This is a genomic window from Flavobacterium sp. YO12 (genome assembly GCF_004119495.1).
GTDB lineage: Bacteria > Bacteroidota > Bacteroidia > Flavobacteriales > Flavobacteriaceae > Flavobacterium.
Map to the genome: position 1 here is coordinate 1 of NZ_NRQU01000062.1, position 26,837 is coordinate 26,837.

Consider the following 26,837-nt stretch of genomic DNA (forward strand, 5'->3'; position numbering starts at 1 on the left):
TTTTTTTATATAAAAGTTATTCGTGTAAATCCGTGACTCGAGCGAAGCGAACAGACGAAGTAAATCCGTGTTTTAATTCAAACTAAAATTATAAATAATTTTTCCCACTTGCTTAACCGGTGCATCATTATCAGATTCCCATTTGGTATTCATTGCAGCAATTCGTGCTTGATCAAGTAAACATTTCGCTGTATTGGTTGTACCTTTAATTCCTGCAGTTGCGCTTATTGTTTTTCCATTTTGATCAACACTTACTTCAACAACAACTTTTCCTTCTTCGTTACAAGTGTATTTTGGTGCAGGTTTAGATAAAGCTTTTCTGTTTCCGAGAGAATAACCAGATCCTCCTCCAGAGCCGCCGCCGCTTCCTGCTCCGTAACCGCTTCCGGTTCCTATGCCATTTCCAGTTCCGTTACCGCCTCCAGTTCCTCCGCCAGAACCACCAGTTCCGTAATATCCATTAGAACCTAAACTTCCGCCTGCTTTTCCTTTGTTTCCTGCAACTTTATCATCGCCGTCGCCTCCTTTATTAGATCCTTTTAAAATACTTGATAAAGCATCATTTGTAGAATTTGAAACTTTTGGTTTTTCAGGTACTGGTTTTTGTATTGGTTTTTCAACAGGAACAGGTTTCTTAGATTTTTCTTTTGTTGGAATAATAACATCTGCTTTATCAGATACTGAGTTTTCCTGAGTAATAATAGCTTCTTCTTCCGGAGTTGCTTTTGCAGGCGCCTGTTTTACATTATTTTTTACCTCAAGAACTTCACTTTTGTAATTAGCACCAGAACCTAAATCGCTGTCGCCAAAATTTACAGTAACACCGCCTCCGCCTCCGCCGCTGGCAAGAGCAACATTGTTATCTGGATTATAAGGAGGCCAAAAACGTATGAAAAACAGTAATATTAAAATTACCGCATATATAGCTGTCGTAAAGAGTAAGGATTTCTTTTGATCTGAAGAAATAGTGAAACTCATTTTAATTCTGAATTTTGAAATGTATAATTTTAAAAACGTTTAAAAGTAGTAAAAATTGTTTAGAATGAAAGAGAGAATTTAATGCAATCCCGATAGCGATCGGGAGCTAAGGTTTTATGCAAGAAATACAAATGTTTTTTTTAGCATTGTTTAAAACCGTACTGTTTGTCATTTCGACGAAGGAGAAATCACACTAGAAGCTCGACAAAGATTGGAGATTCTGTTGTAGATTTACGAGTGTGATTTCTCCTTCGTCGAAATAACATAAAATGAGAGAAAGCTTCGTGAACTTTACGGTTAGATCTAAATAAAAAGCGAGCTAAGTAATTTAGCCCGCTTTAGAAATAAAGTATAAAATGAGATTATACTAATTGTTTCAATGCAATTTCAAAAGCCGTTGCACTAATATTTGTTTTTGATGAATTTAAAGCGTGAGCTTTTACAATCGCATTTTTTATAGTTTCAGAAGTATCGTTGAAGATAGCCTCATCTGTCATTTGAACTTTTTTCTCCATGAAGTAAGCAAAAACTCTTGCCATTCCGCAGTTTGAGATAAAATCTGGAATCAAACTTACTTTATGATCCACATCTTCCATAATAGGACCGAAGAAAATTGCTGCATCAGCAAAAGGAACGTTTGCACCACACGAAATAACTTCAAGTCCGTTTGAAATTAAACTGTCAATTTGATTTTGAGTAACCAATCTTGAAGCTGCACATGGTGTAAAAATTTCTGCACCAATTGTCCAGATTTTAGAGTTAATTTCCTCAAACGGAATCATATTGTCCGCAACTAATTTGTTTCCGTCTTTATTTAAAAACAAAGTTCTGATTTCTTCAAAAGAAAAACCATCTTCTTTGATTAGTCCGCCATCGCGATCAATAATTCCAATTACTTTTGCGCCCATTTCGGCTAAATAAAAAGCAGCTGCAGAACCAACATTTCCAAAACCTTGTACAATCGCTTTTTTACCTTTTATTTCTCCGCCATAAGTTGCATAAAAATGACGAACAGCTTCAGCAACGCCAAAACCAGTAATCATATCGGCAACAGTATATTTTCTAGTTACGTCTGGAGAGAATTTTGGGTTTTCGATAACCTTGATAACACCCTGACGTAATTGCCCGATTCTATTAATTTTATCGGCTTCTGTTGGTTTAAAATGACCGTTGAAAACGCCTTCTTGCGGATGCCAAACACCACATTCTTCTGTCATTGGAATTACTTCATGAATTTCATCAACATTTAAATCGCCTCCAGTTCCATAATAACTTTTTAATAATGGAGAAACTGCTTTATACCAGCGTTGTAAAACTCCTTTTTTGCGAGGATCATTTGGGTCAAAGTTTATTCCAGATTTAGCACCTCCAATAGCAGGGCCGGAAACAGAGAATTTTACCTCCATTGTTTTTGCCAATGATAAAACTTCGTTCATATCTAAGCCTTTTCTCATTCTAGTTCCTCCGCCGGCAGCTCCGCCTCGCAGTGAGTTAATCACGGTCCATCCTTCAGCCTCTGTTTCAGAATCTTTCCAGTTAAAAACAATTTCAGGTGCTTTATTTTCAAATTGCTGTAATAAATCTTTCATTTTGTTGAGATATGTTTAGTTTGCGTAAAAGTATAAAATAGAATAATGCGAATAATGTATTTTGCTTCAAATTTATTAAAACAAAAAAGAAAGCCGAAAACTATAAGGTTTTCGGCTTTCGAATATGGTAAAGAATTAAGAATTATATCCCTAATAAATGCTTTTTTAATGTTTCGTCAACCGGCTTGTCTGAAAGCCAAATGCCAAATAATGCTTTTTTGAAATCAAATCCTTGAATTTTTCCTTTTAAAACCTCATTTTTATAAACATTGATTGTTTGGTCAAGCGGATTATAAAACAAAATGAATACATCTTTCTCTGTAATTGCATCACTTAAGTATGTTTTAAACTGCTCAATTCGAGGGCGTAACTGCTCAAGATTACTTCCAGCAGATTTTTCGAATCCAGTATTCATTGCTTTTGTTAATTTATTAGAAGAAACCATCGATGAGGTAATTTCAATTCTAATAGCCATTTCAGTATCACTGTCAATAATAAATTGTGGATCTTGGCTTAATTGCGATAAGTACAAAGCCTGCACATAAACTTCCAACCACATTTTTGATCTTCCGCCGGCACCGTTAAGCTGTAAGGATTTGCTTTGAAATTCTATTTTTCTTGGAACAGTAACACCATTTACTTCTAATTGAGTTTGTGCCGAAACTGTAGAAAATTGCAGACTTAAAAGGAGTGTAAGCAATAGTAAAATCTTTTTCATATTCTATCAATTATATATTTTTTGAGCAAAAATAATGTTAATTTATCAAAATTTTACGTTCTATTATGAACTTTTTTTCTGAGATTTTTTGCGTATTGTTTTAGAAATCAAATTAGTAGGACTAGTTTTACGTAGATTTATATCTTTTATAAGTAATATGACTTTTTTAGAGTAAGAATTATGCTTAGAATTTAAATTCGGTTATTTTTTATCTGCATTTTTAATCTTAAAATTTAGAAAAAAAGCTGCATGATTATTGTTACTTCGTCGAAAAAGCTAAATATTAACGAAAACGTTATCGTAAATATTGCTGATCTCTCAATTTTATATGCGCGCATTGTAAATTTCACATTTAAAATTTATCTTTGAAAGCCTTTTTGTGTAAAAAAGGACTTCAAGAAAACAAAAAAACAAACCAGCCACAATGGATTGTCATTTGATGGTAAAAAAACAATAATTAAAAAAACTATGGATTTTAATCTTACCGAAGAACATTTAATGATTCAGCAAGCAGCAAGAGATTTCGCTCAGAATGAATTGTTACCAGGAGTTATTGAACGTGATGAAAAACAAATTTTTCCAACTGAACAAGTTAAGAAAATGGGTGAACTTGGATTCATGGGAATGATGGTTGATCCTAAATATGGCGGAAGCGGTCTTGATGCGATTTCGTACGTACTTGCAATGGAAGAAATTTCGAAAGTTGATGCTTCAGCTTCTGTAGTAATGTCGGTAAATAATTCTTTAGTTTGCTGGGGATTACAAGAATTTGGAACAGAAGAACAAAAACAAAAATATTTACCAGGTTTAGCTTCAGGTCAAATTCACGGTGCTTTTTGTTTAAGTGAACCAGAAGCGGGAAGTGACGCAACTTCGCAAAAAACTACAGCTGTTGATATGGGCGACCATTATTTGGTAAACGGAACAAAAAACTGGATTACAAACGGAAATACAGCATCTGTATATTTAGTTATTGCTCAAACGCACCCAGAATTAAAGCACAAAGGAATTAATGCTTTGATTATGACTAAAGATATGCCAGGTTTCTCAATTGGTCCAAAAGAACAAAAAATGGGAATTCGTGGTTCAGATACACACTCTTTAATGTTTAGTGATGTAAAAGTTCCAAAAGAAAATAGAATTGGAGAAGATGGTTTCGGATTTAAATTTGCAATGAAAACACTTGCAGGAGGACGCATTGGTATTGCTTCTCAAGCATTAGGTATTGCTTCTGGAGCGTACGAATTGGCTTTAAAATACTCTAAAGAGCGTAAAGCTTTTGGAACTGAAATCTGCAATCATCAGGCAATTGCTTTCAAATTGGCAGATATGGCAGTTAATATCGAAGCAGCTCGTCATTTATGTATGAAAGCAGCTTGGGATAAAGATCAGCATAAAAACTATGATGTAAGCGGTGCAATGGCAAAATTATTTGCTTCGCAGGTTGCAATGGATACTGCGGTTGAAGCTGTTCAAATTCACGGTGGAAACGGTTATGTAAAAGAATACCATGTTGAACGTTTTATGCGTGACGCAAAAATCACTCAAATTTATGAAGGAACTTCTGAAATTCAGAAAATTGTAATTTCAAGATCAGTTATCGCAGGATAATAGATTTATAATATTTTCAGTAAAACCCTTTCAGGCTTCTTGGTCTGAAAGGGTTTTCTTTTTTAATTGGTTATCTTTACTAAAAGAAAGTTTTTTATGTACGAAGATTTAAAATATTGGTATTTGCGAGATCATAAACTGTTTCGAACTTTGAGTTATGCTCAAATCAAGCAGTTGTGCATTATTACCGGTTTTAAAAAAGCATCAAAAGGCGAAATTATTTATTTCTCGACTTCAGATCTGCCGCGTATATTTTTACTTAAAAAAGGCAATATTAAAATTGTTGCTGTTGATGATGAAGGCAATGAAACCATAAAAGATATTATCCAGAAAGGTGATTTGTTTGGCGAATTGACTTTGGAATCGGATGATAAAAATGAAGAATATGCAAAAGTCCTTTCAGACGATGTGACAATTTGCAGTTTTTTAATGTCTGATTTTGAAGATTTATTGCTTAAAAATCCCACACTGGCACTTTCGTATACAAAATTCGTAGGCTTGAAAATGAAACGAATAAAAAACAGCTATGCCAATTTAATTTCTAAAGATGCAAAAACAAGATTGTATCAGTTTCTAAAAAACTGGGCAGAACAGGAAGGCAGTAAAAATGGAAATGTTGTTACGATCGAAAATTATCTGACACAAAATGATATTGCTCAAATTATTTGTACTTCTAGGCAGACGGCTACACAATTATTGAATGAAATGGAATCTAATAATTTGTTAAGTTATAACAGAAAAGAAATTATAATTCAGGATATCACCAAAATATAACTTTTTTTAGCTAAGTGTAAATTAGCTGACATTTTGCTTTTTCAGACTAAAGTAATTTTACAATATCGAATAAGATGTAAAATTAAAAATTATGAAAAAGTTCTTTTTTATGGTGTTAGCAGTTATAACTTCAACTGTTAATGCTCAAAATACTGTTCCAAAAACAGCATTAGATATTGCTCCTTTATTGATAGGAGAAAAAATACCAAACGCTACTTTAAAAACATCTGAGAATACAGATGTAAAGATTTCGGATTTACTTAAAAAGAAAAAAACAGTTTTAGTTTTTTATCGCGGCGGCTGGTGTCCGTATTGTAATATGCATTTGCAAGCATTGGCTGAAGCCGAAAAAGAAATACTGGATTTAGGATACCAAATCGCCGCAGTCAGCCCAGACGCGCCTAAAAATTTAAAATCAACAGAGGAAAAAGATAAGGTAGAGTACACACTGCTTTCTGATTCAAAAGGAGAACTTACAAACGCCATGGGAATTGCATTTCAAGTCCCAGAAAACTATAAATCAGTAATTAATGCAAATTCTAATGGCGAGAACAAAAGTTTTCTGCCAGTTCCATCTGTATTTATTGTCAATCAAGAAGGCGAGATTTTATTCGAATATATTTCTCCAAATTTCAAACATCGTATATCAAATGAATTGCTTGTTTCGGTACTGAAAACGCTTAAATAAAAGGAAAATGAAAAAGACAGCAATACTACTATTGATTTTAGTTTCGGGTTTTTCATTTGCTCAAAACGACACAAGGCGAATGGATCAGTTTAATCTCAAAAATAAAATTGCAATTCAGGGTTATGATCCAGTTGGGTATTTTAATGAGGGAAAAGCAATGAAAGGAAAAAATGATTTGGCAGTTTCTTATCAAGGAGTTGTTTATAAATTTTCATCCATTCAAAATAAAGAAACATTCTTGAAAAATCCTTCTAAATATGAACCTCAATATGGAGGATGGTGTGCATACGCAATGGGAAGCAGTGGAGAAAAGGTTGAAATAAATCCTGAAACTTTTAAAATTGTTGAAGGCAGACTTTACTTGTTTTACAACGCTTATTTTAATAATACGTTAAAAAGCTGGAACAAAGACCAAACAAGTTTGATGGCTAAAGCGGATAATAATTGGAGAAAAATAAATAAATAAGAATGTGATGAAACTGGAAAAAACAACATGGATTTTAAGAATTATTGCTGCAGCAATTTTACTGCAGACACTATTTTTTAAATTCGGAGCAGCAGCAGAAAGTATTTATATTTTTTCGACTTTAGGAGTAGAACCTTACGGAAGAATTGGTTCTGGAATAGCAGAGTTAATTGTCGTAATTTTAATTCTAGTTCCCAAAACAACATTTATTGGCGCTTTGGGCGGATGCATAATTATGATAGGGGCGATTTTGTCGCATTTATTTATACTAGGCATAGAAGTACAAAATGACAACGGTTTTCTTTTTATACTTGCCATTATTACATTAATATGCTGCGCAGGACTGCTTTACTTCAATAACAAACAGAATATTTAATTTTCTAAAATGTAAAAACTATGCTATTAAAATCGATACAGAACAGTTTAGACGAATTAATTTATCTCTTAGATCAACTTTCAGATAAACAATATTCTAATTCTTGCACCGCTTTAAGTGATGCAACAATTGGGGAGCATACCAGACACATTATCGAAATGTTTCAGTGTCTCGAAAATGGTTATGATTGCGGTGTTTTGAATTATGATAATCGAGAAAGAAACACCAAAATTCAAACTCAAACCGCATTTGCAAAGCAATCAATTATTGAAATAAAATCAAGATTGAAAAGCGAAAACAAAATCATTTACTTAGAACAAAAAAGTGAGGAGTCTGCTCTTAGTATTCAGAGTACTTATTACCGAGAATTACTGTATAATCTAGAACATTGCATTCATCATCAGGCTTTGATAAAAGTGGCTGTTTTACAATTTGAGAATATTTTGATTGATGAAAATTTTGGTGTAGCTCGTTCAACCATTGAATATAGAAAACAATGTGCACAGTAAGTTATGTAAATAATAATGGAGTTGTGATAATAACTTCAAATCGAGACGAGAAGGTGATTCGGCCAGAAGCAATTTCGCCTAGAAATTATTACCACAACGGTAAAAATATCACGTACCCAAAAGATCCTAAAGCTGGAGGAACTTGGTTTGCTGTAGATGAATACGGAAATGTTTTAGTACTCTTAAACGGAGGTCTTAAAAAACATACTTCCTCGTTTGCTTATCGAAAAAGCAGGGGATTAATTGCTTTGGAGATTATTTCTAACGCATCACCAAAGGATTTTTGGAAACAGATTGATCTTGAAAATATAGAACCGTTTACCTTGATTCTATGTCAGCAGCACAAATTGTATGAGTTAATCTGGGATGGTTTGAAGAAAAGAACAACGCAATTAAATGAATTGCAAAATTATATCTGGTCATCTGCAACTTTATATTCAGATCAAACTAGAAAAGAAAGAGCTTCTTGGTTTTTTGATTTTTTGAGTAAGACAAATGAAGTTTCAGCTTCAGAAATTTTTGGTTTTCATCGTTATACGAAACGGGATGATTCTAGGAATGGTTTGATTATCAATAGAGAAAATACAATAAAAACACTGAGTGTAACACAAGTGATTATCATAAAAAATAAAGGAACAATCAGGTATTGTGATTTAGTAAACGCACAAGATTTTTCGACTTCATTTATAAGTATTTAAAAATATAAAGATGAAACTCTTTTTTCATAAAATTACCAATTGGGAGTATTGGCCGTTTCAGGTGCTCTATTTTCCTATATATTTTCTTTGGGCATATTATGCTTTTAAAGCAAGATCTATTTTCTTCTTTAATGCCTCAAATCCTAGAATTAAAAACGGTGGTTTTTTGATGGAAAGCAAAAAGAGAATTTATGATTTACTTCCTAAAAAGCATTATCCCAAAACAATTTTAATTAAAGAAAACACAGATTTAAAAAAGATTGTAAGTACTATAATCGAACATGAAATTTGTTTTCCCTTAATTGCTAAACCAGATATTGGTCTTCGTGGTTCTGGAGTAAAATTGATTAAAACGGTTTCTGAATTGAAAAGATATGCAGATAAAGCAAACTTTGATTTTTTAATTCAAGATTTAATTCCATTTAAAAATGAAGTTGGAATTTTTTATGTGCGTTATCCATCACAAAAGAAAGGAAAAATAACCGGAATTGTTTCTAAAGAATTTTTGAATGTTACCGGCGATGGAGTTTCGACGATTGAAGAGTTAATATATAAAACGCCAAGATTTCAGATTCAATTTGAATTTTTAAAAGAAGAATATGGCGAGCAGCTGCAGCGCATTTTACAAAATGGAGAAGTCGCAAATTTAGTTCCGTTTGGGAACCACGCTCGAGGGGCTAAATTTCTTGACGGAAGTGATTTAATCACGCCAAAATTAACCGAAATGATTAATGAAATTGCAGATCAGATTCCAGAGTTTTATTATGGGCGTTTTGATATTATGTACAACACATTTGAAGAGTTAGAAAGAGGCGAAAAATTTCAAATAGTAGAACTTAATGGAGCCGCAAGCGAGCCGACTCATATTTACGATCCTAAACATTCAGTTTGGTTTGCCTGGAGAGAACTTGCCAAACATATTACCTATATGTACGAAATAAGTGCTCAGAATCATAAAATGGGAGTTCCATATTTAGATTACAAAGTTGGAATTCGAGAATACAAACTTCATGTGCTTCAGAATAATAAGATCGTAAATTTTTGAAATCGATCTGAATTTATATTTACTTAACAGAAAGTAGATTGCAATTGAAAAAAAGTTAAAATAGTATTATATTGCAGGAACTTTGAGAGCTGCTTTTTGAAACGCTTGTTTGATTATAATTTTAGAAGTTCATTTTCAAAATGCAGGTCAATTTTCAAAGTATGCAATATCGTTTTTTGTCTTAAAAAAAGCACTAGATATTAAAAAACTATTTTAACCAGTCTTCTATAGAAATCTAAATCATTATTATGAAAAAACTCTACTTTCTTTTACCGTTTATTTTTTTTGCCTGTAAAACAAACCCTACTGCAGTAAGCGAAAAAAAATCAAATTCTAAACCTATTGAAGTTACTTATAAAGTCAATCAAAATGAAGTTTCTAATTTTTTAGAATATCTTTCTTCAGATGAACTGGAAGGACGCGAAACTGGCACAAAAGGAATCGAAAAAGCGGCTGTTTTTTTAGAGGATTTTTTAAAGAAGAACAATGTCAAGCCTTATTTTAAAACATATCGAGATACATTAACCAATTTTAAATCTCCAGCTTTTAATATTGTCGGCGTTCTTGAAGGGACAGATCCAACTTTAAAAAATGAATATGTTGTTCTAAGTGCGCATTACGATCATATTGGCATCGAGAAAAAGCAGCAAGCAGATGTTATAAATAATGGCGCAAATGATGATGCTTCTGGTGTAACTGCTGTTGCTCAAATGGCTAAATACTTTGCCGAAACAAAATCGAATAAAAGAAGCATTTTAATTGTGTTTTTTGCTGGAGAAGAAAAAGGACTGCTGGGTTCAAAAAGTTTAGTTCAAAAACTGAAAAAGCAAAATTTCAATCTCTACACACAATTAAATATAGAAATGATTGGAGTTCCTATGAAACGCGATTATTTGGCTTATGTTACCGGTTTTGATAAATCGAATATGGCGGAGAAAATCAATCAATATACGGGTAAAAAAACAATTGGATTCCTTCCAAAAGAAGCTGAATACGAATTATTCTATAGATCAGATAACTACTCATTTTATGAAGTTTTCAAGAAGCCATGCCAATCTATAAGTACTTTTGATTTTGAAAATTTTGAGTTTTATCACCATGTTTCTGATGAGTTTAAAGTAATGGATATTCCTCATATTACTTCATTTATTCAAGAGTTTTTGCCTGCTGTAACAAAAATTGCAGTAACTCCAAGTCAAGAAATTACAATGAATAAATAGTCTTTCTTTCTATTGTATTTGTTTATTTTTGCTTTATGAAAAATATTATTGTTACAGGAACGAGTAGAGGAATTGGTTATGAACTGGCTTTGCAGTTTGCAAATGCTGGAAATCAGGTTTTAGCTATTTCTAGAAAAACACCAAAAACACTTTTAGAACATAAAAATGTAACCTGCTTATCAATCGACTTAGCAGATGAAAGTGCTTTGCACGAAGTTGAGCATTTTATTGCTTCGACATGGAAAAAAGTTGATGCCTTAGTTCATAATGCAGGAGCTTTATTATTAAAGCCTTTTGCAGAAACTACTCAAGCCGATTTTGAAAGTATTTATAAAGTAAATGTTTTTGCAGTTGCAAACCTTACAAGAGTTTGTCTGCCTTATTTGCAAAAAGGAAGTCACGTTGTAACCATCAGTTCAATTGGCGGCGTTAGAGGAAGTCTTAAGTTTGCTGGTTTGGCCGCTTATAGTTCCAGTAAAGGTGCTGTAATTACTTTAACAGAATTATTAGCTGAAGAATATAAAGAACGCGGTATTTCATTCAATGTACTGGCTTTAGGCTCTGTTCAAACTGAAATGTTAAACGAAGCTTTCCCAGGTTATCAAGCGCCAATTTCTGCCGAAGGAATGGCAACATACATTTATGATTTTACACTCAACGGAAATAAGTATTTTAACGGAAAGGTATTGGAGGTTTCTTCAACTAATCCATAAGAAAATTTCAATAGTTAAATTCCAGATTCAAATAGAAATGAACTTTTGACGTTTAACAAATAACATTTAACCTAAATTGAGCGAAACTTTAGCAAAATATATTCCAGAGCATGCTGTAAAGCCTGTTTTTGATTTGATTGTATCCAATCAGGTTCATTTGAAAATTGTAAATGAACGTCAAACGCGGCATGGAGATTACAGACGCGGGCCTAGTGGTAAACATGAAATCACAGTTAACGCAAGTTTAAACAAATACAGGTTTTTGATTACCTTAATTCATGAGATTTCGCATTTGGTTGCATTCGAAAAATTTGGGCGAAATATAAAACCACACGGCAACGAATGGAAATACACCTTTCAAAGAACGATGGTTCCGTTTATCAGGCCAGAGATATTTCCAAGTCAATTACTGCCGTTATTAGCCAGACATTTTAAAAATCCATCAGCAAGCAGTGATACAGATACAACTTTGTCTTTGGCTTTAAAGCAATATGATTCTGCAAGTGATAAAAATTATGTTTTTGAAATACCGTACGGAAGCGTTTTTCGAATAAAAAATGGTAAAATCTTTAAGAAACTTGCCGTTAGAACCAAACGTTTTGAATGCATAGAAATAAGCTCCGGAAAGACTTATCTTTTTAATCCAAATGCCGAAGTAGAGCTGATAGATTAAGAATTTAGATGAAAAAAGAAATCCCAAATTCCAATTTTAAATAGTTAGGAATTTGGGATTTTATATTTTTGAATATTGTGAAGCTTTTAGCCTTTCAAATATGCTTCTCTTACTTTTTTAAATAGATTAGAAGAGTACACAAACTTGACAATATCTTTATTGTCCGTTCTAAAAATTTCTTCTTTAGTTCCCTGCCACGCTTTTAATCCTTTTTTTAAGAAAACAATATTCTCACCAATTTCCATCACCGAGTTCATATCGTGTGTATTAATTACAGTTGTAATATTATACTCCTCCGTAATTTCCTTAATCAAATTATCAATCAAAGTTGAGGTATTTGGATCTAAACCTGAATTAGGTTCATCACAAAATAAATATTTCGGATTGTTTACAATAGCGCGTGCAATAGCTACACGTTTCTGCATTCCTCCAGAAATTTCAGAAGGTAATTTTTTATGAGCATCGACTAAGTTTACTCTTTCTAAAACGAAATCAACACGTTCTTGGATTTGCGCTTTGTTATTGTTGGTGAACATTTTTAGCGGGAAAGCAACATTTTCTTCAACTGTCATTGAGTCAAATAAAGCACTTCCTTGAAATACCATTCCGATTTCAGTTCTTAATTCACGTTTTTCATCTTTGTCTAAATCAGAATAAACTCTTCCGTCAAATTCAATTGTTCCAGAGTCTGGTGTATGAATTCCTAACAAGGTTTTTAATAAAACGGTCTTTCCAGATCCACTTTGTCCGATAATCAAGTTGGTTTTTCCAGTTTCAAATACCGTCGAAACGCCTTTTAAAACTTTGCTGTCACCAAATGATTTTTCTATATTTTTTACTTCTATCATTATCCTAGTAATAATTGAGTTAATATATAATTTAGAAGAATTATGGTAACAGACGTCCATACGAACGATGTTGTACTTGCTTTACCAACTTCTAATGCGCCGCCTTTCATATAGTATCCATGAAAAGACGGAATTGTTGCCAATAGCATGGCAAAGATTAAAGTTTTGATAAATGCATAAGTAATATGAAAGGGTATGAAATCTTTTTGAGCTCCCATGATAAAATCATCACCAGTTGAAAATCCTCCGTATGCGCACGCAAGCCATCCACCAAAAATTCCTAAAAACATACTAATACCAATTACAAAAGGGTACATTAATAAAGCTATGATTTTTGGGAAAATAAGATAATTTACGGAGTTAACTCCCATAACTTCTAAAGCATCAATCTGTTCTGTTACACGCATCGTTCCTATACTAGAAGTGATGTAAGATCCCATTTTTCCAGCCATAATTACCGAAATAAAAGTAGGAGCAAACTCCAAAACTACAGATTGACGTGTAGCAAAACCAATTAAATATTTTGGAATTAAGGGATTGGTTAAATTTAGTGCTGTTTGAATGGCTACAACTCCACCAATGAAGAAAGATATAAAGCAGACAATTCCAAGAGAGTCAATAATCAAATCATCAATTTCTTTGTAAATTAAATTTTTCATAACAGGCCATTTGGTCTGTTTATTGAAAATTTCTTTCAGCATTAAAAAATATTTCCCTATTTGAGATAAATAACGAATTAGCATCATAAGTTTTAAATATTGGCTAAATTAAGGATTAGTTTACAGTTTACCGTTTCAGTTTGCAGTTTTTAATTTTTTTTAAGATTAAAAAAGCTTCTGTTTCATTTTTTGAAAACGATAACTTCTAATAAATTTAGCTTGTTCAGGGGTAACTAATAAAGGAGTTTTGGCGTTTTTGGCTTTCCAGAATCCTTTTATATAATCTAAAAACAAGAATGGTTTTTTCTTCATCATAGCCAATTTTGCCGAGGCAATTGCTGTGATCCAAAAACCATAACCTAAAGTATAAAAAGCTTCTCCTTGTTTGTATCTAGCTGTTTTGTTGTAGTTTGCTCCAGTTGGTTTTAAGTGTTTTACATGTAAAGATTCGTCAGTAACAATTTTCCAATCGTAATATTTACATAATAATTCATCAACCGTGTCCCAGCCCATTGCAGGTTTTAAACCTCCAATTTGCTGATAAGTTTCCTTGCGATATGCTTTTAGGGCCCCGCGAATATGATCTTTGTCGGTTAAGTTTTCTAAAACCCATTCGCCATTTTTATCGATATAGCAAAATCCGCCAGCCATTCCTATTTTAGGATCAGATTCGAAATGTTTGATTACAGTTTCAAAATAGTTAGGAGGAAAAATTAAATCGCCGTCTATTTTTACAATAATGTCATAATTAGAATCCAAAGTTTCAAAACCTTTTTGAAACGCCTGAATTACTTTGCTTCCCGGTAAATGAATAGCGTCTGAAGTTTTATTTACAACAGAAATATACGGGTTTTCCTTTGCAAAACTCAATACAACTTCTTCCGTCTTATCTGTAGAATTGTCGTTTACAACCACAACTTTTGAAGGTAAAACAGTTTGAGAAATTAAAGATTGTAAAGTCAAGCCAATTAAATCCTGTTCATTATGTGCGGGAATGACGATGTAGTATTTCATGTGAAAAATTTTAGATTTTAGATTTTAGATTTTAGATTATTTGGAAGTCATCTAAAAATCAAAAATCAAAAATCGTTAATCTGCAATCTTAATTCTTAACTCTTTCCGCTGCAACAATATAGTATCTTGGAGTGAAATATCTTAATAAGGGTCTAAAACCAAACTTTTTTACCGGATGTGTAAACTGCAGACGATCCGTTATTTTCCATCCTGTTTTTTCTAAAAGCCAGTCTAACTGCCAATCTTCGAATTCGTGATAATGTCTGTCCCACATATCCGTTTTAGAACGATATGCTGGAGAAAACCATAAACGTAACGGAATTGAAATTAACAATTTGTCGCATTTTACATTTTGTAAAATTGTGTATGGATTTAGTAAATGTTCGAAAATTTCAAATGCAGTAAAAACAGTGTATTCTTCAGTTTGCAAAGCAGTTTGATCGTTGTCTAAATCTTCGCCTTTTGTGTTTTTTACAGTATAGCCATTTTCTTCCATTATTTTAGAAAACGGATTTGGTACACCAAAATCAAAAATGGTTTCTGATGTGTTAACGTGCTTTTGTAAAAACTCTAAGGTAAGTTTGAATCTTTTATTCGGAAATGTTTTTTCGTACATTATATATGTTTTAAACAACAAAGGCGCAAATATACTAAAAAAGTCCGCATCTTATAGTGCGGACTTTTTTAGTTTTGCAGTGTTCAGTTACAGTTTTGAGTCTGGAAACTAATTACTGCGAGTGTAAACGGAATACTAATATCTGTATACAAAAGCATTAACGTTCATTCCTGCTCCAACAGAAGCAAAAATTACAACATCGCCTTTATTAATAGTGTGATTTTCGATTTTTCCTTGAAGAATTAAATCGTATAAAGTAGGAACCGTTGCAACACTGCTGTTTCCTAAATCGTGAATACTCATTGGCATAATGTCTTTAGGAGCAGTTTTGTCGTATAGTTTATAAAAACGTTCGATAATTGCTTCGTCCATTTTTTCATTTGCCTGATGAATCAGGATTTTCTTTACTTCATCAATTGAAATGCCGCTTTTGTCTAAACAGCTTTTCATAGCACAAGGAACATTGCTTAAAGCAAATTCGTAAATTTTACGTCCGTACATTTTAATGTACTTAATATCTGGATCTAAATCAGGATTATATGATTTTCCGAAGAAAAGGAAATTAGCTTCATCATTAGCAAAAGTGGCACTTTCGTAAGATAAAAGTCCAGCTTCGTCTGTTGAAGCTTCTAAGATTGAAGCACCGGCTCCATCAGAATAAATCATCGAATCACGATCGTGATCATCGACAACTCTTGAAAGAGTTTCTGCTCCAATTACTAAAACTCTTTTTGCCATTCCAGATTTGATAAAAGCATTTGCTTGAAGCACTCCTTCAATCCAGCCTGGGCATCCAAAAAGAATATCGTAAGCAACACATTTAGGGTTTTTAATGCCTAATTTATGTTTAACACGTGTTGCTAAACTTGGTAAAATATCAGATTGTGAAGTACCTGATTTTACATCACCAAAATTATGGGCGAAAATGATATAGTCTAAAGTTTCAGCATCGATTCCTGCATTTGCAATTGCTTTTTCAGCAGCGAAAAAGGCTAAGTCTGAAGCAGTATGATTTTTTTCGGCATAACGGCGATTTTCGATTCCGGTAATACCTTTAAATTTTTTAATAACGACTTCATTCGGGTAACCAAAAGGAGTTCCATCTTCATTCAAAAAAATATGCTTGTCAAAGTCCGTGTTTTTTTACTTCTAAATTAGGAATATAACTCCCAATGCCAATTATTTTTATTTCATTTTTCCTTAATTATCCGATAAATTTATTGCTAAAGTATAAATAAAATCATGATAACTATCATAAAAAATACTATGCATGCATATAATTGTGGAATAATTGTTTTTTGAGTGATATATTGATTATTTTTTAATGATTTTTTAATTTTATAGAGATTTCAAACGTTTGAGATCACTTTTGGAATCTATTTTTATTTTATCTCAATATTTTAAAGTGTTATAAAAAGCAACAAACTTTTTAAGAATGTTATAAAAAAATAAAAACCCGATAACTGTAATGTTATCGGGTTTGTTTTATGAAATAATCTATGATTAATTTTCCATGTAAGCTTCAATAGGAGCACAGCTGCAAACTAAGTTTCTATCACCATAAGCATCATCTACACGACGAACTGATGGCCAGAATTTATTGTCAGCAATATATTCTAATGGGTAAGCCGCTTTTTCTCTAGTATAAGGGAAATCCCAATTGTCAGTAGTTAACATAGCCAATGTGTGCGGTGCATTTTTCAATACATTGTTTTTGTCATCAGCAGTTGCCGCTTCGATCTCTTTTCTAATTGAGATAAGAGCGTCACAGAAACGATCTAATTCAGCTAAATCTTCAGATTCAGTAGGTTCAATCATTAAAGTTCCTGCTACTGGGAAAGAAACCGTTGGAGCGTGGAAACCGTAATCCATCAAACGTTTTGCGATATCGCCAACTTCAATTCCGTTTTCTTTGAATGAACGACAATCTAAAATCATTTCGTGCGCTGCTCTTCCACATTCTCCAGTATAAAGAATTGGGTAGTGTCCTTCGAAACGCGCTTTCATGTAGTTCGCATTTAATATTGCATGTTCAGTAGCGCTTTTTAATCCATCAGCACCCATCATTGTGATGTAACCGTAAGAAATTAAACATACTAAAGCAGATCCGTAAGGTGCAGATGAAATAGCTGTAATCGCTTGTTCTCCACCAACGTTTAAGATTGGGTTTGTTGGCAAGAACGGAACTAATTTTTCGTTCACACAGATTGGTCCAACTCCAGGTCCACCACCACCGTGAGGAATAGCGAATGTTTTGTGTAAGTTTAAGTGACAAACGTCAGCACCAATTGTAGCAGGATTTGTTAATCCAACTTGCGCGTTCATGTTTGCACCATCCATATATACTAATCCGCCATTGTCGTGGATTAATTTAGTGATTTCAATAATTGAAGATTCGTAAACTCCATGAGTAGAAGGATATGTTACCATTAAACAAGATAAATCATCTTTATGCTCAATTGCTTTTTCTCTTAAATCTTCTACGTCAATGTTTCCTTCTGGAGTCGTTTTTGTAACGATGATTTTCATTCCAGCCATCGCTGCAGAAGCAGGGTTTGTTCCGTGAGCTGATGAAGGAATTAAACATACATTACGGTGACCTTCGTTTCTTGATAAATGGTAAGCACGAATCGCCATTAAACCTGCATATTCTCCTTGAGCTCCAGAGTTTGGCTGTAAAGTTGTTCCAGCAAAACCTGTAATTACATTTAATTGCTGCTCTAATTTTTTAAGCATCGTGATGTAACCTTCAGCTTGTTCAACTGGTGCAAATGGGTGAATGCTGTTCCAGTTCGGCATTGATAAAGGCAACATTTCAGAAGCTGCATTTAATTTCATCGTACAAGAACCTAATGAAATCATAGAGTGATTCAATGATAAATCTTTACGCTCTAATTTTTTGATGTAACGCATTAACTGACTTTCTGAGTGATGATTGTTGAAAACATCATGCGTTAAGAAAGAAGATGTTCTTTCTAATGAAGCAGGTAATTGACTAGCTTCAGTTAATTCAGAAACAGAAACAGTTTCTTTTCCTAAAGCTTCAGCAAAAATCGCAATGATTTGGTTGATGTCAGCAATAGAAGTTGTTTCGTTGAACGAAATAGAAATCGTATCAGCATCAACATAGAAGAAGTTTACTTCGTTTTTCTCAGCAATAGCTTTTACTTTTTGAGCATCTGCTTTTACTAAAATAGTATCAAAGTAAGCTGTGTTAGTTTGGTAAACACCTAATTTATTTAAAGCTTCAGCAGTAGTAACCGCCGATGCGTGAACTTTATTTGCAATATATTGTAAACCTTTTGGTCCGTGGTAAACGGCATACATTCCAGCCATAACTGCCAATAAAACCTGAGCAGTACAAATGTTTGAAGTTGCTTTTTCACGTTTAATATGCTGCTCACGAGTTCCTAAAGCCATACGCAAAGCGCGGTTTCCATTTGTATCTACAGAAACTCCAATGATACGACCTGGCATAGATCGTTTGTATTCGTCTTTAGTTGCAAAAAATGCAGCGTGAGGACCACCGTAACCCATTGGTACACCAAAACGTTGTGTAGTTCCAACAACTACTGCAGCTCCCATTTCTCCTGGAGAAGTTAAAGCAGCAAGTGATAAAATATCAGCAGCAAAGGCAACTTTGATTTCGTTTTCTTTTGCTTTAGCAACAAAAGCGCTGTAATCATTTACCTGACCATATTTTCCAGGGTATTGTAAAATAGCTCCGAAGAATTCATTTGAAAAATCAAATGTTTCGTGGTTTCCAACAACTAATTCAATTCCAATTGGAGTTGAACGTGTTTGAAGTACAGATAAAGTTTGAGGTAAAATTTCTTCAGAAACGAAGAATTTATGTGTATTGTTTTTCTTTTGATCTCTTGTACGAACGTCAAATAATAACGCCATAGCTTCAGCAGCAGCAGTTCCTTCATCTAGTAAAGAAGCGTTTGCGATTTCCATTCCTGTTAATTCGATAACCGTAGTTTGGAAATTTAAAATTGCTTCAAGACGACCTTGTGCAATTTCTGCTTGGTAAGGAGTGTACGCTGTGTACCATCCTGGATTTTCAAAGATATTTCTTTGAATTGGAGCCGGAACAATAGTTGGGTGATAACCCAAACCAATGTATGATTTGAATACTTTGTTTTTCTTTCCTAATTCCTGAATGTGGTTTGCGAATTCGTACTCTGTCATTGCAGGATCCAAATTCAAAGGCGCTTTTAAACGAATATCGTCCGGAAGGGTTTCATAAACAAGTTGTTCAATCGAGTCAACACCAATGGTTTGTAACATGTGTTGAAGATCTGTTTCTCTTGGACCAATGTGTCTTAAAGCAAAAGCATCTGTTTTCATTTGTAGCAGTCTATTTTTTAAAGATCAAAACGCAATTTGCCGAGTGTTTTTATTTGAGCTAATCCCATGTAACACAAGGTTTATTACATTTTATAGTAAATGTGTTGTTTTTTTGTGGGGCAAAATTAAGTATTATTAATAATTTAATAGGTATTTTTAACTTCAATTTTTATCAATTTTATAACTAAAGAGTTGATTTGTTACCAATTGATTAGATTTGGATATATGAAACTTCTAAAACAAATTTTCGATTTTTATTTAAACAGCAGTATTCACGTGGCTTTATCGTGTTATGCTTTGGTGCGAATTACGTTTCATGTGTTTCATATTCAGTATGATGAACCAATGGCGTTGTTTGTTTTTTTCGGAACAATTGTAGGGTATAATTTTGTGAAATATGATGCTTTGGTTCGAGTAAAGAAAAATCCGATTGGAAATCAGCTAAAGATTATCGCTTTTTTGAGTCTCGTTTCGGTGGTTCTGGTGGGGTATTATTTTTTCCATTTACAACGAATTACACAGATTGTTTCGGTAGGAATTTTTGCGATAACGGCGCTTTATACTTTGCCTTTTTTTCCAAACAGAAAAAACGCTCGAAATTGGGCTGGAGTAAAAATTTATATTGTGGCGCTTTGCTGGGTTGGCGCGACTTTGGTTTTACCGCTAATTAATGCCGGAATTCCGTTTACAACAGACTTCTTTATAAAATGTATTCAGCGTTTTATTCTAGTTTTTGTTTTGATTTTGGTTTTCGAAATAATTGATCTGGCAAATGATGATCCGCATCTTCAAACTGTACCGCAGACTATTGGCGTGAAATGGACAAAATATTTAGGATTACTTCTTTTAGTGCCATTTTGTTCTTTGGAGCTTTTCATTTCAACATTTAATGTTCATGATCTTTTTATTAGCTTGGTAATGTTAATTACTTTGATGTTGTTTATAGTTTTTGCCAATCCCAATAGGTCTAAATATTATACCTCTTTTTGGGTCGAAAGTGTACCCATTTTTTGGTGGCTGATGGTGATTTTTTTATAAAAAAAAACCGAAGCATCAGCATCGGTTTGGATTGAATTTATTTTGTTTTCTGTTCAGCTAAAGCTTTATTCAAATCAGCCTTAGCTTCATCTAATTTTTTTCTTTTTTATCGATCTTTTCTTTGCTTTCTTTTTCTTTGATGGCTTCATTCAAGTCGGCGGTTCTTTCGTTGACTTTTTGCTGTTTCTCTTTTACTTTTTTGTCAAGATCATTATTAACTGTTTTTGTGGTGCAATTTTTCTTGGTTTGTGAGATTGCATCTTGAACGCCTTTGATTTGATTTTGATTTCCAGCTTTTTTAGCTGCAGCTAATTTTACGTTCAATTCACATAATTTTCTTTCACATCCTTTCAAATCTTTGCAGTTGCTTTGTGCAAATCCCATAAAAGAAAAAGTGAATAGGAGGGTTGATATTATAACTTTCAATTTCATATTTTAATTTTTTAGTTCTCTTTAAGGTTTATTTTATTTAAAAGTAGGAAATTTATTTTAAATGTTTTTTTTCTGAAACTTCTTTTAAAACTTTATTTCGTTCTAAAAGAAAGTTAGTAAGGTGCTTTTTGAGAAGTAAAACATCGAATAGTTTTCCTAGAATTCCAAACGGCGTTTCATACTGTAATTTATCTTTCATGATTGTAATTCCATTTTCTTCCTCAAAAAAGTGTTCATGTTTAAAAAAAATGAAATTACCTTCCTCCATTTCATCTACAAAATAATCGTAGAGATTCATTGCCGGAATTCTGCTTTTGTGCGTGAGATAAAAGCCAAAATGTCTGCCACGCCAAGTTACCGTTTCATTTAGGTTTATTAATCCTGATGTTACACCAGCAATTGCTTTTTCTTTTGACGGACTTGCTGATTGCTGATGAATATCAATGTTTCGTGAAGCGTCAAAAACGATTTGTTTTGGTGCGTTTATTTTGGTTGTGAGATTTATTGTTGTCATTGTTTTGCATTTTATTTTTGCACAATCTTGTCATCTCGACGGAGGAGAAATGACACAAAATGCTTAAATTAAATCTTTCAGTGCTTTTTCTAAATTGCCAAACTTAAATTGAAAACCATTTTCTAAAAGACGTTTCGGAATTACGTTTCTACTTTTCAAAATTAACTCGGGTTCTGTTCGAATAAAAAATGCTCCAATTTCAAGAAAGAGTTTATTCAATGGAATTCCAAACGGAAAACCAGCGGCCTTTCTCAATTTTCGCATAAAAAGAGCATTTTGAATTGGCTTTGGTGAAACGATATTGATAACGCCAGTCATTTCTTTTTCAATAATAAAATCAATAGCTTTTGCAAAATCGTCTTCATGAATCCAACTTACAAACTGATTGCCGCTTCCTTGTTTTCCTCCAAAACCAGTTTTTGCCAAATTTTTTAGCGGAATAAATGCACCTCCTTTTTTTCCTAAAACAATTGAAGTTCTTAAAGTGGTTTTCATTGTCTTTGGCGTTTCAGTTTTAAAGAATGCTTTTTCCCAAGAAAGCGCTACGTTTATAGAAAAATCATTTCCGATTTCGCCGTCAACTTCATCCATTTGTTTGTCAAGAGAAAATCTGTAAATAGTAGCCGTTGAAGAATTCAGCCAATGTTTCGGCGGGTTTTGGCAATTCAAAACCGCTTTGTTTAGAATTTTGGTGCTTTCAATTCTTGATAAAAGAATTTCTTTTTTGTTTTCTTTGGTATAACGACAATCAACCGATTTTCCTGCAAGATTAATTAAAACGGCTGCATTTTCTAATTCACTTTCCCAACCCGAAAGAGTTTTTGCATTCCAGTTTACATATTTAATTCCGTTAACTATCTGCGATTTTCCACGTGTTAGAATGACAATTTCTTCAAATTTATTTTTGAAATGATTGACTAAAACTTGTCCAAGAAAACCTGTTCCTGCTGCGATTATGAGTTTTTTCATTTGAGTTTTTTATAGCCATGAATTGCACGAATTTTCACGAATTTAAAAATGAATAAAGGCAATTTGAAAATTAATTCGTGAAAATTTGTGCGATTGCTTCGCCTGTTCGCTATCGCTCGAGTCGTGGCAAACTATTTTAAGCTTTAAAAACTAATCTTTCTTCTCTTTGTGCTTCTTTTGCTTTTCTTTTTCCTCTAAAAAAGAAATACAAATTAAAGAATAACATGACGCCAAGATAAATAGAAAATCCTCCAATTTTATAACTTAAATTTTCAATTAATTCTTGATAGCTGTTGCTGTATAATTGCAATTTTAAAATCATTAATGCAAAACCAATGTTTAAAAGATAAAAACCAGTTTCAAAAAGCTTGTTGGTTGCCTGCGCAATATCTTCACGGCCTTTAAATATATCAAGCATAAAGATTTTTCCGTTTTTGAAAAGAGTTTTAGAAACATAATAGGTAAGAAATAAAGCAACTGGTAAATAAATTCCGTAACCGATTAAGATTTTTGTAGTTTCCATGATATTTAAATTTAGTTGTTATTTGATTAATTTATGAATGTACTTTGTTAAAATTATAATGTTGAGATAATGTAAAGCCGATATGATAAATATGATAACGGCTGTTTTTGTGCCAATAATTTCTATTAATTGAGTTGATGAAGTAATTTTAATCCAGGAAATTAGTGTCATGGCACAATAACCAATATTTAAAAGGTAATATCCTAAAAGTAAAATTTGATTGATTTTTTGACAAATGTCTGCATGATTTGGAATTAGTTCTAAAACAAAAACATTTCCGTTTTTATAACAGATTTTCCCCACTTTTAGAATAATGAAAATCGTAATGCTGAGATAAATAAAATATCCTGTAATATTAAAGTTCATAATTGCCGATTTATAAATTACTAGTTGAAAAACTATTATGTCATTTTTTCTAAAACATTTACTGATTCTAATTTTCGTTTATTCATAACTGTGATTTTTGATCCTTTGGCTAAGAAAACTGATGATGGTTTTATGTTTTGAAGAAATCCAAAATCACTTCCGTAAGTTTTTTCAAAATCAATTTCAATGTTATGATCTAAAACCTCAAATTGTTCCCATCTTGGATGTGTCACTTCGTATTCAAAAGTGGTATGTTCATCAATTTTTGTGTAACCAAAATAATGTTCTGTAATAAATTCTGCTTCAGAATCAATCTCAATTTCTATTGGATTCTTTTTAGTTTCTATTTGAATTGTATTCCACTTTTTGTCGTTTTTCCATTGATAAATAAAAGTATTGGTGTTTTCATCTTCAATAATTTCATGTTTCATTTTTTGAGTTTCGTAATGTTCCTGATACAAAGTATTCGCAATAAAAGTGATCGCTTTTTTAGGAACAATTTCTTTAATAAAAACTACACCGCGTTTCCATTCGCCATTTTCAAATCGTTTTACATAGAATCTCAAATTCACTTCTTCGAAATTGATATGAAATGGGATTTTAAATCCTAGAACTTTCGTGTTTTTAAACATAAATCCAACTAGACTGATGTAACATTTGTTATTCCAAATATCAATCTCAGTTCCTGATGGGAGATATTTTTCTAATATTTGAGCATCAACTTCATAATTGAAAAGAGCTAAATTTTTCCATTCGGCTTTTAAGAAGTTCATTTGTTTGCTTTTTTATAGATTAATAATGAAATATAAAATGCCAGTATTGTTGGTATTCCCATTCCGAAATAAGTTTTGAAATCATTAGATGAAAAAGGATCGATGTAAATCGTAAACAAAATAGAAAACAACTCCTATGATGTACAATTGAAGTATATTTGTTTTGAGGTTCGTTAAATAACATATACCCACTAATAATAATTTGAAATAATCCCAAAAGTATAATGGACAATAAGCCGAACACTGTTAAATCTATAATTTTTAAGGAAGCTAATAGAAAAATGATTAGAGGTATTCCAAGAAGAAAAGTATTGATGTAGTTTATTGTTTTCATACTTATTGATTTTTTTAAACTTTCAGAAAAAAATGAAAGTTTTGATTAAATTTTTTTACTTCATCATTTTCATAACCAATTTACCCAACCAGTTATCATTAAACTCAGTCATTTTGTCTAACATATTGTCTGCTTTTAAAACGAAATCGTACAATTTGGTAGTCTGATCTACAAAGTGTTTTTCTTCGGCCGAATCTTTAGCCTTGATTGTCGAAACTTCTTTTAAGATTTTCAGCGTTGGCTTAATTTCTCTTTTGCTTCTTTCTCTGGAGATTTTTACTGCTAATTCGTCTAAATCTTTTTCTGCAGTAAAAAATTCTTTTCTTTCGCCGGCTTTGTATTCTTTATAGACAATTCCCCAATCCATTAAACCTCTAAGGTTCATGCTGGCATTACCGCGAGAAATTTGTAATTCTTCCATAATGTCTTCCATAGAAACAGGTTCGTTCGAAACCATTAATAAAGCGTGGATTTGTGCCATCGTTTTATTAATTCCCCATTGAGAACCTAATGCCCCCCAGGTTTGTACAAACTTATTTTTTGCTTCTTTGAATTCCATAGATCAAATGTAAGTAAAAGTTTTTAAACTTTCAAAAATAATTGAAAGATATTTAACGAATTATAAAGTTATGTTAATTCAAGCCTTGAAATTTTCGATTAAATAATGATGCAGCTATTTTTGTAAAAATCATATTTATGGAATTATACTACACTTTTTCGGTACTTATTGTACTAGCTTCTTTCTTCGCCTATTTAAATTTAAGATTTTTAAAACTTCCGGGAACGATCGGAATCATGATTATTGCCATGTTGGTTTCAGTAGGAATTCGTCTTCTAGGAGATTCTTATTTTCCTGCTACGACAAAGCATTTTTTTGAGTTAATAAAGGAATTTGATTTCAACGAAATCCTAATGGGAGCGATGTTAAATTTTCTTTTGTTTGCGGGGGCACTTCACGTAAATATGTCTGATCTGAAAGAACAAAAAGTTCCTATTATGATTTATTCTACAGTGAGCGTAGTATTGTCTGCATTAATTATTTCTACACTGCTTTATTATATAGCGCCGTTTTTAGGAATAAATATTCCGTATATATTTTGTTTGGTTTTTGGAACATTAATCTCTCCTACAGATCCAATCGTGGTTTTAGGAGTTCTAAAAGAGGCTAAAGTTCCTAAAAGGATAGAGACTAAAATTGTTGGAGAATCATTGTTTAACGACGGTGTTGCGGTAGTAATGTTTGCTGTTGTTTTAAAAATGGCAACTGATCCAACATTTGATGCCACTTTTGGCTCTATTTCTTGGTTGTTTATTAAAGAAGGAGTTGGCGGGCTTTTATTAGGAGCTGTTTTCGGATTTACTGCATCTAAGGTTATGAAGAGAATTGACGATTATAAAGTTTCGGTTTTGATTACGCTTTCTATCGTAATGGGAGGTTTTTTGATTGCGCAAAGTTTACACGTTTCAAGTCCTTTGGCAATGGTAGTTGCGGGATTAATTATTGGTAATTATGGTAAAAAAGTCGCAATGAGCGAGGAAACCAAGGATTATTTAGAAAAGTTTTGGGAACTTATTGATGAAATTCTGAATGCTATTTTGTTTTTATTTATTGGTTTTGAATTGTTATTGCTGCCAGATTTAAACAAACAATTGCTGACTGGTTTTGTGGCTATTTTTATAGTTCTTTTTTCAAGATTAACAGCTATAGTTCTGCCTTGGAAATTCTTTGATATATTTAAGTTCTTTGGAATTAAATCGGCTTACAACAAAGGCTCTTTAATGGTTTTAGTTTGGGGAGGAATTCGTGGAGGAGTTTCGATTGCGCTGGTACTTTCTATGCCTGAAGGCGAATATAAAAACCTGCTTTTGGAAGTAACTTATATTGTGGTATTATTTTCAATTGTAGTTCAAGGACTGACTGTTGGAAAATTAGCAAAGAGAGTTTTAGAGAAAGAGTAAAAAGAATGTAGAAAATAGAGTCAAGAATAAAGATTTTATTTTAAAATCATGTGTGAAAGACCTGCAAGAATATTTGCAGGTCTTTTTTTTAATTTGCCTTTTTTTGATATTTTGAACTTAAGTCGCTTTTTTTTGAAAGATTATTCTTATTTTTATATATTGATTTAGTATGTAACTATTATTTAGTTGCAAATTGAAAATTTAATGATAAATTTGTATGAGTAAGATTGATAAACTTATTGAAAAGTTAAAATCAAAACCAAAAGATTTTTCTTGGGATGAAATGGTGAAAGTTCTGAATCATTTTGGTTATAATCAGATTTCACAAGGAAAAACAGGTGGTTCAAGAAGAAAATTTGTGAATGTAAATAAGCAGATTAT

The 26,837-nt window shown here is 32.5% G+C and carries 28 protein-coding genes and 1 pseudogene; 13 read left to right on the top strand and 16 right to left on the bottom strand.

The window, feature by feature from the left end:
* Positions 1–72 precede the first annotated feature (72 nt).
* From BOW55_RS16900 to BOW55_RS16910, 3 genes are all read right to left on the bottom strand, one after another.
* Positions 73–978, bottom strand: a complete 906-nt coding sequence (locus tag BOW55_RS16900; RefSeq protein WP_129025183.1) for an energy transducer TonB — start codon at positions 976–978, stop codon at positions 73–75.
* 362 nt (positions 979–1,340) lie between these two features.
* Positions 1,341–2,567: a Glu/Leu/Phe/Val dehydrogenase dimerization domain-containing protein gene (locus tag BOW55_RS16905; RefSeq protein WP_129025185.1), complete on the bottom strand. Its 1,227-nt coding sequence runs from the start codon at positions 2,565–2,567 to the stop codon at positions 1,341–1,343.
* A gap of 142 nt (positions 2,568–2,709) precedes the next feature.
* Complete coding sequence (locus tag BOW55_RS16910) at positions 2,710–3,285, bottom strand: chalcone isomerase family protein (protein ID WP_089055376.1); 576 nt, start codon at positions 3,283–3,285, stop codon at positions 2,710–2,712.
* Between the two features lie 468 nt (positions 3,286–3,753).
* On the opposite strand from BOW55_RS16910, the gene BOW55_RS16915 reads away from it, so the two are divergent.
* The 11 genes from BOW55_RS16915 to BOW55_RS16965 all read left to right on the top strand — a co-directional run bounded on the left by BOW55_RS16915 (position 3,754) and on the right by BOW55_RS16965 (position 12,058).
* A complete protein-coding gene (locus BOW55_RS16915; RefSeq protein ID WP_129025187.1) occupies positions 3,754–4,896 on the top strand; it encodes an acyl-CoA dehydrogenase in 1,143 nt (380 codons plus the stop codon).
* A gap of 96 nt (positions 4,897–4,992) precedes the next feature.
* Entirely contained in the window at positions 4,993–5,670 is a 678-nt protein-coding gene (locus tag BOW55_RS16920) for a Crp/Fnr family transcriptional regulator (protein ID WP_099720356.1), read from the top strand.
* Positions 5,671–5,761: 91 nt separating this feature from the next.
* Positions 5,762–6,358 carry a peroxiredoxin-like family protein gene (locus BOW55_RS16925; protein ID WP_129025189.1) on the top strand — a complete coding sequence of 199 codons (597 nt, stop codon included), beginning with the start codon at positions 5,762–5,764 and terminating at the stop codon, positions 6,356–6,358.
* A 7-nt stretch (positions 6,359–6,365) separates the two neighbouring features.
* Positions 6,366–6,824 (top strand): YHS domain-containing (seleno)protein, encoded by a 459-nt coding sequence (locus tag BOW55_RS16930; protein WP_129025191.1) that lies wholly within the window; start codon positions 6,366–6,368, stop codon positions 6,822–6,824.
* Positions 6,825–6,831: 7 nt separating this feature from the next.
* Positions 6,832–7,200, top strand: coding sequence for a DoxX family protein (locus BOW55_RS16935; RefSeq protein WP_129025193.1), 369 nt, complete (start codon positions 6,832–6,834; stop codon positions 7,198–7,200).
* A gap of 20 nt (positions 7,201–7,220) precedes the next feature.
* On the top strand, positions 7,221–7,709 hold the full coding sequence (locus tag BOW55_RS16940) for a DinB family protein (RefSeq protein WP_129025195.1): 489 nt from the start codon (positions 7,221–7,223) through the stop codon (positions 7,707–7,709).
* Positions 7,697–8,407: an NRDE family protein gene (locus BOW55_RS16945; protein WP_129025197.1), complete on the top strand. Its 711-nt coding sequence runs from the start codon at positions 7,697–7,699 to the stop codon at positions 8,405–8,407. The genes BOW55_RS16940 and BOW55_RS16945 overlap by 13 nt, the downstream gene beginning before the upstream one ends.
* Before the next feature lie 10 nt (positions 8,408–8,417).
* Positions 8,418–9,452: a D-alanine--D-alanine ligase gene (locus BOW55_RS16950; RefSeq protein WP_129025199.1), complete on the top strand. Its 1,035-nt coding sequence runs from the start codon at positions 8,418–8,420 to the stop codon at positions 9,450–9,452.
* A gap of 248 nt (positions 9,453–9,700) precedes the next feature.
* Positions 9,701–10,672, top strand: coding sequence for a M20/M25/M40 family metallo-hydrolase (locus tag BOW55_RS16955; RefSeq protein ID WP_129025201.1), 972 nt, complete (start codon positions 9,701–9,703; stop codon positions 10,670–10,672).
* A gap of 35 nt (positions 10,673–10,707) precedes the next feature.
* Positions 10,708–11,385, top strand: a complete 678-nt coding sequence (locus tag BOW55_RS16960; protein WP_129025203.1) for an SDR family oxidoreductase — start codon at positions 10,708–10,710, stop codon at positions 11,383–11,385.
* Between the two features lie 76 nt (positions 11,386–11,461).
* On the top strand, positions 11,462–12,058 hold the full coding sequence (locus tag BOW55_RS16965) for a SprT-like domain-containing protein (protein WP_089055365.1): 597 nt from the start codon (positions 11,462–11,464) through the stop codon (positions 12,056–12,058).
* 86 nt (positions 12,059–12,144) lie between these two features.
* Here the strand turns inward: BOW55_RS16965 and BOW55_RS16970 are convergent, their stop codons facing one another.
* The 6 genes and pseudogenes from BOW55_RS16970 to gcvP all read right to left on the bottom strand — a co-directional run bounded on the left by BOW55_RS16970 (position 12,145) and on the right by gcvP (position 19,548).
* Complete coding sequence (locus BOW55_RS16970; RefSeq protein WP_129025205.1) at positions 12,145–12,906, bottom strand: ABC transporter ATP-binding protein; 762 nt, start codon at positions 12,904–12,906, stop codon at positions 12,145–12,147.
* Positions 12,906–13,652: an ABC transporter permease gene (locus tag BOW55_RS16975; RefSeq protein WP_089056976.1), complete on the bottom strand. Its 747-nt coding sequence runs from the start codon at positions 13,650–13,652 to the stop codon at positions 12,906–12,908. Before BOW55_RS16975 ends, BOW55_RS16970 begins: the two co-directional genes overlap by 1 nt.
* Before the next feature lie 78 nt (positions 13,653–13,730).
* The gene (locus tag BOW55_RS16980) at positions 13,731–14,579 is read right to left on the bottom strand and encodes a glycosyltransferase family 2 protein (protein WP_129025207.1); all 849 of its coding nucleotides are present in this window, start codon (positions 14,577–14,579) and stop codon (positions 13,731–13,733) included.
* Positions 14,580–14,667: 88 nt separating this feature from the next.
* Positions 14,668–15,195 (bottom strand): methyltransferase, encoded by a 528-nt coding sequence (locus BOW55_RS16985; protein WP_129025209.1) that lies wholly within the window; start codon positions 15,193–15,195, stop codon positions 14,668–14,670.
* Between the two features lie 135 nt (positions 15,196–15,330).
* Positions 15,331–16,384: pseudogene (locus BOW55_RS16990) on the bottom strand (3-oxoacyl-ACP synthase III family protein).
* A gap of 314 nt (positions 16,385–16,698) precedes the next feature.
* Positions 16,699–19,548 (bottom strand): aminomethyl-transferring glycine dehydrogenase, encoded by a 2,850-nt coding sequence (gcvP, locus tag BOW55_RS16995; RefSeq protein WP_129025211.1) that lies wholly within the window; start codon positions 19,546–19,548, stop codon positions 16,699–16,701.
* Positions 19,549–19,773: 225 nt separating this feature from the next.
* Here gcvP and BOW55_RS17000 point away from each other — a divergent pair, with 225 nt between their 5' ends.
* On the top strand, positions 19,774–20,586 hold the full coding sequence (locus tag BOW55_RS17000; RefSeq protein ID WP_129025213.1) for a hypothetical protein: 813 nt from the start codon (positions 19,774–19,776) through the stop codon (positions 20,584–20,586).
* 90 nt (positions 20,587–20,676) lie between these two features.
* On the opposite strand, the gene BOW55_RS17005 is transcribed toward BOW55_RS17000, so the two are convergent.
* The 7 genes from BOW55_RS17005 to BOW55_RS17035 all read right to left on the bottom strand — a co-directional run bounded on the left by BOW55_RS17005 (position 20,677) and on the right by BOW55_RS17035 (position 25,056).
* Positions 20,677–21,018: a DUF1090 family protein gene (locus tag BOW55_RS17005; protein ID WP_129025215.1), complete on the bottom strand. Its 342-nt coding sequence runs from the start codon at positions 21,016–21,018 to the stop codon at positions 20,677–20,679.
* Between the two features lie 52 nt (positions 21,019–21,070).
* A complete protein-coding gene (locus BOW55_RS17010; RefSeq protein ID WP_129025217.1) occupies positions 21,071–21,532 on the bottom strand; it encodes an SRPBCC family protein in 462 nt (153 codons plus the stop codon).
* Positions 21,533–21,595: 63 nt separating this feature from the next.
* Positions 21,596–22,501 carry a TIGR01777 family oxidoreductase gene (locus BOW55_RS17015; protein WP_129025219.1) on the bottom strand — a complete coding sequence of 302 codons (906 nt, stop codon included), beginning with the start codon at positions 22,499–22,501 and terminating at the stop codon, positions 21,596–21,598.
* Positions 22,502–22,637: 136 nt separating this feature from the next.
* Entirely contained in the window at positions 22,638–23,024 is a 387-nt protein-coding gene (locus tag BOW55_RS17020; protein ID WP_129025221.1) for a hypothetical protein, read from the bottom strand.
* A gap of 18 nt (positions 23,025–23,042) precedes the next feature.
* Positions 23,043–23,390 (bottom strand): hypothetical protein, encoded by a 348-nt coding sequence (locus BOW55_RS17025; RefSeq protein WP_129025223.1) that lies wholly within the window; start codon positions 23,388–23,390, stop codon positions 23,043–23,045.
* A 35-nt stretch (positions 23,391–23,425) separates the two neighbouring features.
* Positions 23,426–24,163, bottom strand: coding sequence for a YqjF family protein (locus tag BOW55_RS17030; protein ID WP_129025225.1), 738 nt, complete (start codon positions 24,161–24,163; stop codon positions 23,426–23,428).
* Between the two features lie 389 nt (positions 24,164–24,552).
* On the bottom strand, positions 24,553–25,056 hold the full coding sequence (locus BOW55_RS17035) for a GbsR/MarR family transcriptional regulator (RefSeq protein ID WP_129025227.1): 504 nt from the start codon (positions 25,054–25,056) through the stop codon (positions 24,553–24,555).
* Positions 25,057–25,193: 137 nt separating this feature from the next.
* Here BOW55_RS17035 and BOW55_RS17040 point away from each other — a divergent pair, with 137 nt between their 5' ends.
* On the top strand, positions 25,194–26,456 hold the full coding sequence (locus tag BOW55_RS17040; RefSeq protein ID WP_129025229.1) for a sodium:proton antiporter: 1,263 nt from the start codon (positions 25,194–25,196) through the stop codon (positions 26,454–26,456).
* Positions 26,457–26,837: the final 381 nt, after the last annotated feature.